We start from the raw sequence: 8124 nt of genomic DNA on the forward strand, positions 1-8124 counted from the left end.
CATCGAAGGATCAAACACTGCCTTCACTCTGTCTTTTGGAGGAAAGACCTTTTTGTTTGACAGATCCGGCATTGGAACTTCCCGATTTTCCTTAAATGGCGCTACATGAGTGATACCATCCATCCTGTTCAGCTTAAACAGTCTGAAATCATTCTTCAAAAGACAATAGCCATAGACATACCAGCTTGTCCATTTGAAGATCAGATAATATGGCTCAATTTCTCTTTCTGTATCCCCTCCCGGCGAATAATAATGAAACCTGATGGTCTTCTTAAGCCCGATTGCATCCTGTATAGTCTCTATCTTTGGAGCCAGCGATTCCCGATACCATGATGACAGATCGATCAGTATGGAATCCCTACCGGTTATGAGCTCAGAGGATCCCGCCTGGATCTTTTCCATAAGCTGACCATAATAGCTGCTTCCGCTGACGCTGTCCAGGCTGCGGAGACCGGCGAGGATCATCTGCATATCCTTTGATGTCAGTATGGTCCTATCCATACGATATCCGTCCATAATGCTTATGCCACCGCCAGCACCCTGCTCAGTTCTAATGGGAATCCCTGCCCTGCAAAGATCTTCAATATCCCGGTTTATCGTTCTTCGGGATACCTCAAACCTCTCCGAAAGTTCAGGCGCCGTTGTCTTTTCTTCCTGCAGTAAGATTGACAATATTCCGATCAGTCTGTCTATCTTCATAACTCTCACACTCCGTAGCAATCATATCAGATCAAACATGTCAACTGTATGTCATGTTTATTATAATATTTTTCCACTCTATAGTACAAAAACCGGAATGAAAATTACCCCCGTACTTTGACAACTGAATTATTCTAAAATTAACATTCTCTTCACCATATGGATGTCATCTGCATAAGTTCCGTCCTGATACTTATTTGCATTTGGTATCCTTCCGCATTCCTTGAATCCGAGACTTTCATAAAGGTGATATGCTCTGTCGTTGCCACTGACTACTGTAAGCTCTGCCTGTTCATATCCAAGTTCTTTGATCTTTCCAAGCAGCTGCTCTAGCATCAGCCGCCCAAGACCAAAGCCTGTATACTTCTGATAAAGAGCAATTCCTATATCTGTTCTGTGCTTGGCCCTGCGTCTACTTCCTATAGGCTGAAAAGAGCAGTTTCCAGCATATTCTCCGTCGACAAAGGCTAAAATCAACATTGAGTCTTCTGATGAATTTTTGTCATTGATAAATCCCACCTCTGACTCGGCTGTATACTGTATCTCATCCGGATCACAAAGAAGGAACCTTGTTTCACCGCATACAGTTTTCAGATAATCCACTAAAAGCTGCGCATCCTCAGCTTTGGCACTTCGCAGCAGTATTCTCTTATCCTTAAGCACATACTCTTTTTCCTCAAAAAACATCTATTATCACCTCTTTCCTGCTAAGCAGACAACAAGTCTCCACATGGCCGCTCCAGGGGAACATATCGCAGGGGCGGACCTTTTTAAGTTCGTAGCCGCCGTCGCATAAAATACGAAGGTCTCTGGCAAGGGTTGCGGAGTCGCAGCTGACGTATACTATGCGGGATGGAGACATTTTCAGCATGGTCTCAATGCACTTTTCGTCGCACCCTTTTCGAGGAGGGTCAACCACGATGACATCCGGGTGAAGTGCAGACTCAGGCAGAGCGCTTCCCTCAGCGCTGACTCTCTTTTTCTCATAAAACTCAGGCAAAACCTCTTCAGCCTTACCACAGTAAAACTCTGCATTTTTGATACCGTTGTTTTTGGCGTTGTTTTTAGCGTCCTCGATTGCTTCAGGAATGATCTCTACTCCATAAACCTTTCCGGCACTTCCTGCCATGGACAGGGTTATAGTTCCAATTCCGCAGTAAAGGTCCCATACAGTTTCTGCGCCTGTAAGGGCGGCGTATTCAATAGCCTGGCCGTATAGCTTGTCAGTCTGTCTGGGATTTACCTGATAAAATGAAAGTGGTGAAATCTCAAATTCAAGTCCCTTTAAAGTGTCAGTGATGGTATCAGCGCCCCAGATCGTGTGGATCTCAAGGCCCATGATCACGTTGGTCTTTTCAGTGTTTATGCTGACTGAGATGCTGGTCATTCCTGGTATTTTTGAAAGGGCATCGCAAAGAGCCTGCTGCCCAGGGATGTACTCTACTAAGCCGCTCTTTTCCCCTACGCCAGCGGACCCACTCTTTCTTCCTCTGTAATTAATTACAAGGCACACCATGATCTGACCGCTGGTAAATCCTTTCCTTATCAGCACATGCCTTACAAGGCCCTTACCACTTACCTCATCGTATGGTGCAACGCCAAACTTCTCCATGTGAGCTATAACTATATCAAGGATCTCTTTATTCTCCGCAACTCCAATAAGGCAGTCATCTACAGGTATTATGCTGTGGGTTCTTCCCGCATAGTACCCTGCAACAATCTTGCCATCTCTATTTCTGCCAATAGGATACTGGGCTTTATTCCTGTATCTCCAGGGCTCGTCCATTCCGATGATAGGCTCCATAATTGAGTCAACAAACTCACCGTCAAACCCGCCAAGTCTTACGATGTTGTTACGGACCTTGTTCTGTTTAAACTCAAGCTGCCTTTCGTAGGTCATGTTCTGAAGCTGGCATCCGCCGCACTGCCTGGCAATAGGGCATTTTGCTTCCTGCCTGAATGGCGACTTTTGGACAACTTCCTCAAGATGGGCGTAGGCGTAATTCTTTTTCGCCTTCATGATCTTGGCCCTTACCTTGTCTCCAATTACCGCATCTTTAATAAAGAGGGTATAGCCATCAATTTTGCCTATGCCCTCTCCGTCATTTCCTATATCTGTAATTTCAACTGTCAGCATCTGATCCTTTTGAAACTGACCAAGGGATTTCTCTTTTCCCATATAAAACCTCATTTACTCACAATAAAACTATGGTCACTGGCTACGCCATTTCAATCTGTGAAGTTCGCCCTCTTTCTCAAGGCCCGCAAAATTATTCTGCCTAAGAGCTTCATACAGCACTATTGCCACTGAGTTTGAAAGATTAAGCGACCTGATGTCCTCTCCCATTGGGATCCTTATGCAGGTATCCTCATTGTCCACCAGGATCTCTTCAGGGATTCCCGCGCTCTCTTTTCCGAACATGATGTAATCGTCCATGGAAAAAGAAACTTCGCTGTAAGTCCTTTTTGCCTTGGTGGTGGCGTACCAGATCTTTGCCCCAGGGTGCTGCGCCATAAAGTCCTCGTAGTCTATGTACCTTGTGACATCAAGCTTGTCCCAGTAGTCCATTCCGGCTCTCTTTAGCTCTTTTTCATTGATGCGAAAGCCAAGGGGCTCAATAAGGTGAAGGGATGTGCCTGTAGCCACACAGGTCCTTCCAATGTTGCCGGTGTTTTGGGGAATCTCCGGCTGGTGAAGTATAATGTGCATTTATTCGTCCTCTGCGTCCATGACTGCTGCCTTGGGGAGAGAGAAGATAAACTCTGTTCCTACCCCCGGAGTACTGATGACATTTATGTTTTCATCATGGGCTTTTACGATTTCTTTTACGATAGAAAGGCCAAGGCCTGTTCCCTTCTTGTCCTTACCTCTTGAAAGGTCTGATTTGTAGAACCTGTCAAAGATAAGCTTCTGGTCTTCCTTGGGGATTCCAATCCCGGAATCCTTGACTGAAACGAAGACCTTGCTGTGTTTTTCTGTGGTCTCAATCTTGATGGATGAGTCGTGGTGACTGAACTTGATGGCGTTATCCACAAGGTTATAAAGAATCTGCTGGATCTTACTCATGTCGGCATTTACAAACATCTTCTCGTCAGTAAGCACAAGCTCGATGGCAATTTTTTTCTCCCTGCAGGTTCCCTCAAAGGATTCTGAGACATTTCTGATAACTGCGTTTATATCAAAATCGCTCTTATCAAGAAGCATGCCCTTGGTACTCATGTTGTTAAGGGTCAGCATCTCGTTGGTGAGCTTGGTAAGTCTGTCGGTTTCGTTGATAACTATGCCCAGATAGCGGTCATACATCTCAGGAGGAATTGTTCCGTCCTGCATGGCTACAAGATAGCCCCTTATGGATGTAAGGGGAGACCTAAAATCGTGGGATACGTTGGCAATGAACTTCTTCTGGTCATCCTCCTGCCTTGCGATCTCACCTGCCATGTAGGAAAGTGACGCAGCAAGGTATCCCATCTCATCCTCTGATTCTACGGAGAATTCATAGCCCATATTTCCCGCAGCATACTGCTCCGTCGCTGTGGTGATCTTTCGAAGTGGCACGTAAACCAGCTCCGTAAAGAAGATCAGGATGATAAGTGACAGCAGGAAAAGAACCATCAGCATTAGGTAGGAAATATTAAGGAAAGTGTTGGCTTTTTCCTGTATCCCGGCTACAGAAGTGTGTATGACAACATAAGCCTGGACCTTGTAGTTGGCCGTGATAGGCGCAAAGACACTCAGCATCTCTTTTCCAAAAGAGCCCCAGAAGGTTCCTGTAGTGTAGTAGGAGCTTCCGGTAACTGTCGGATCAAACCCTTCGATCACAACTTCATCAGCCGGTCCAAGAAGCCTTGCTGAATCAAGAACAAGTCGGCCTGAAGGGTTGACGATCCAGATGGGAGACCCGTCCATATACATGGAAAGAGATGTAAGTTCCCCGTGAACTGTCTCAAGGGAAGTCTCTGAGTTGTAAAGATCCGCTGCATAGGTGTTGGCGATCTGCGTTGCCATCTTGTACATGCTCTCTGCCTTGTCACGCTTAAGTCTGTCGTAGGTCATGCCATAAACGAAGGTGGCAACCACTACGAAACCAAAGATACCAAAGAGCAGATATGCAAGCAGGAACTTAATGTAAAGAGTTCGCTTCATTTACTGCTGTACCTCGAATTTATAGCCTATACCCCAGATGGTAGCAAGACGCCAGTTGGCGTGGTCGCTTAATTTCTCCCTGAGGCGCTTGATGTGGACATCAACTGTCCTTGTGTCGCCGATATACTCATAGCCCCAGATCTGATCAAGGAGCTGCTCTCTTGTGTATACGTGATTTGGTGAAGCTGCAAGGAAATATAAAAGCTCAAGTTCCTTGGGCGGCATGTCAACTCTCTCTCCCATATAGGTAACAGAGTAGTTGGTCATGTTGATCTCAAGATCAGGATATCTTACAACCTTATCGTCTGACTCTGAAGGTTCTGCTGCCTGAGGCTTATAGCGCCTAAGGACCGCCTTTACCCTGGCTACAAGCTCTTTTGAATCAAAGGGCTTCTCCATGTAGTCGTCAGCCCCCATCTCAAGGCCAAGCACCTTATCAAAGACTTCGCCCTTGGCTGATAGCATGATAATAGGAGTCTGGGACTTGGTCCTAAGCTCTCTGCAGACCTGGTATCCGTCAATTCCAGGAAGCATCAGGTCAAGGAGCACCAGATTGGGCTTAAAGCTGTCAAAGGTGCTTATTGCTGTCTCTCCGTCATTACATATTTTGGTCTCAAAACACTCTTTCACAAGATAGAGTGAGATGAGCTCTGCGATGTTATTGTCATCGTCTACGATCAAGATCTTCTGTTTAGTAACCATTTTTCCCCCTTACTTTATGAAAGTAACTATTGTAACCCCTGCGTCGCCCTCGCCAAATTCCCCAAGCTTAAATGACTTGACGTAAGGAACGCTCTTTAAATACTGATGTACTGCCTGACGAAGGGCTCCTGTTCCCTTGCCATGGACAACTCTTACATTGTTAAGATGTGACATATATGCATCGTCAAGATATTTATCAAGAGCTGCAACTGCGTCGTCTGAATTCTTGCCGATAAGATTTATCTCAGTTCTGATGCTGGCCGCCCTTGAAAGGTCCATTTTGCCGGAAGATCCGGAGCCTGAGCTTCTTCCATAGAATTTCTTCATGGCTTCCTTGGGATCCTCATCTCCAACAAGAACAAGGTCCCTTATGTTTGCCTTGGTCTTCATGATCCCGCACTGGACAAAGAGATTGCCGTCCTTGTCAGGCTTGCTTGAAATAGTTCCTTTAAGGCCCATGGACACTATCTTTACGCTCTCACCGAGCTTAAGCTGAGATTCCTTTAATATTGGATGAGTCTCTTTTGGCTTGTCCTTCTTGGCTGCTGCCTTGTTCTTGTCAGAGATCTTCTGGGAAAGTTTGGTCCTTTCTCTTTCAAGATCCTGCATGGTTGCTGATGGTCCGGCCTTTCTGAAAGCCTTGATGGTGTCATCAGCTACAGTCTTGGCTTCCATAAGGATCTCTCTGGCCTCTTCGTTGGCAGCTCTTAATATCTCTTCCTTCTGGGCATCTATCTTGTCGGTCTTTCTCTCAAGCTCCTGTCTTAGCTCTTTTGCCTCTCTCTTGTACTGCTCGATCTCAAGGCGCTCGCTTTCTATAATCTTGCGGCTCCTCTCAAGGTCAGCCAAAAGATCTTCAAATTTCTTGTCGTCAGTGCCAATCTGTTCCTTGGCAGCTTCTATGATCTTGTCAGAAAGTCCAAGCTTTGATGATATGGCAAAGGCGTTACTCTTTCCCGGAAGTCCGATAAGGAGCCTGTAGGTTGGCTTTAAGGACTCAACATCAAACTCGCAGCTGGCGTTCTGAACACCCTTGGTGTTAAGGGCATAGACCTTGAGCTCGCTGTAGTGAGTTGTGGCAAGAGTCCTGATCCTTCTCTCATGGAGCTCATTCAGGATTGAAATAGCCAGAGCTGCACCCTCAGTTGGGTCAGTTCCTGCACCAAGCTCATCAAACAGGCACAGCGAATTTTCGTCTGCGTGCTTAAGGATAGACACCGTATTGGTCATGTGGGATGAGAAGGTTGAAAGAGACTGCTCAATACTCTGCTCATCTCCTATATCTGCATATACTTCTTCAAATACTGCAAGCTCTGACTTATCCCCTGCTGGGATCGCCAGGCCTGCCTGCCCCATTATTGTAAGAAGTCCCACTGTCTTAAGTGTTACTGTTTTTCCGCCGGTGTTAGGGCCTGTGATAATGAGCATGTCAAAATCACGTCCGCCATAAACATCTATTGGCACAACCTTGTCTTTTGCAATAAGAGGATGTCTTGCCTTCTTAAGGTCAAAAGCGTGATGCTCGTTAAATACCGGAGTCATTCCCTTTATCTCCAGGGCATAGGACGCCTTGGCAAAGGTAAAATCAAGATCTGTCATGATCTCGGAGTCATACTTGATGTCCTCCACATGCTCAGAAGCCATGATGCTGAGCTGCATAAGGATCTTGTCTATCTCTGCCTTCTCCTCAAGGGCCATCTCACGAAGCTTGTTGTTTAGCTCAACTATGGCAGCAGGCTCTATGAAAAGAGTTGATCCGGTCGATGACTGATCGTGAACAATACCGCTTATCTGTGACTTGTACTCAGCCTTAACAGGGATGCAGTATCTGTCTCCTCTCATGGTGACAACTGCGTCCTGAAGGTAAGTCCGCAGGCTTCCGTTTATCATCCTGCCAAGCTGGTCGTGGATGCGATCATTGGTGAGCATGATGCCACGCCTTATATGCTTAAGGGCAGGGCTCGCCTCGGAGCTCATCTCATCTTCTGAAACAATGCATCTTTTTATCTCTGATGAAACCGGAGTAAGAGGCTCTAGCATAGAAAAAGATTCTGTCAGCGAGTCGCTCTCTTCCTGCTCCCTTCCTGGTCTTCCGTAGTTCTTTACCCTTCCCACGTTCTCAAGAAATGATGCCAGCTGAAGAAGGGATACCATGTCTAGGGAACTTCCGATCTTAAGGGCCTTAAGTGTTCCCTCAAAATCCTTGTTGTCCCCAAAGCTAATAGAGCCTTTCTTAAAAAGTCTTGCTATAGCGTCAGCTGTCTTTTTCTGATTGGCTCTGATCTCGCTTATATCTGAAGATGGAAGGAGGCTCCCACACATCTTCCTTCCAGGCTCTGAACTTGCATGTTCTGAAAGCCTCTCTATTATCTTGTCGTACTCAAGTACCTTTAGTGCTTTTTTATTCATGTCAAACCGTCTGCCTTGCTAAATACCTAATAATCCAAATTACAGTTTATCATTTAAAGCGCTCCATGACTAGTATTTGTCTAGTTTTAGCCAGTAAGCTATACTATAATGTATGTAATGTTTTTGGCTAAGGGGGATCCAATGGCATCAAACACAGATGAAAACAACAA

At 45.8% G+C, this 8124-nt stretch carries 7 protein-coding genes; all 7 read right to left on the reverse strand.

Features of this window, described 5'->3' with window-relative positions:
- On the reverse strand, nt 1–699 hold a 699-nt coding region (locus J6I68_RS11785), incomplete at its 3' end, for a helix-turn-helix transcriptional regulator (RefSeq protein WP_292220557.1).
- A 129-nt stretch (nt 700–828) separates the two neighbouring features.
- On the reverse strand, nt 829–1386 hold the full coding sequence (locus tag J6I68_RS11790) for a GNAT family N-acetyltransferase (protein WP_292220558.1): 558 nt from the start codon (nt 1384–1386) through the stop codon (nt 829–831).
- A complete protein-coding gene (rlmD, locus tag J6I68_RS11795) occupies nt 1376–2878 on the reverse strand; it encodes a 23S rRNA (uracil(1939)-C(5))-methyltransferase RlmD (RefSeq protein WP_292220559.1) in 1503 nt (500 codons plus the stop codon). Before rlmD ends, J6I68_RS11790 begins: the two co-directional genes overlap by 11 nt.
- A gap of 33 nt (nt 2879–2911) precedes the next feature.
- The gene (trmL, locus tag J6I68_RS11800) at nt 2912–3409 is read right to left on the reverse strand and encodes a tRNA (uridine(34)/cytosine(34)/5-carboxymethylaminomethyluridine(34)-2'-O)-methyltransferase TrmL (protein ID WP_292220560.1); all 498 of its coding nucleotides are present in this window, start codon (nt 3407–3409) and stop codon (nt 2912–2914) included.
- Nucleotides 3410–4843 (reverse strand): HAMP domain-containing sensor histidine kinase, encoded by a 1434-nt coding sequence (locus J6I68_RS11805; RefSeq protein WP_292220561.1) that lies wholly within the window; start codon nt 4841–4843, stop codon nt 3410–3412.
- Nucleotides 4844–5545 carry a response regulator transcription factor gene (locus tag J6I68_RS11810; protein ID WP_292205387.1) on the reverse strand — a complete coding sequence of 234 codons (702 nt, stop codon included), beginning with the start codon at nt 5543–5545 and terminating at the stop codon, nt 4844–4846.
- 9 nt (nt 5546–5554) lie between these two features.
- Nucleotides 5555–7954 (reverse strand): endonuclease MutS2, encoded by a 2400-nt coding sequence (locus J6I68_RS11815; protein WP_292220562.1) that lies wholly within the window; start codon nt 7952–7954, stop codon nt 5555–5557.
- Between the last annotated feature and the right edge of the window lie 170 nt (nt 7955–8124).

It is taken from the genome of Butyrivibrio sp., assembly GCF_017940685.1.
Classification (GTDB): domain Bacteria; phylum Bacillota; class Clostridia; order Lachnospirales; family Lachnospiraceae; genus Butyrivibrio.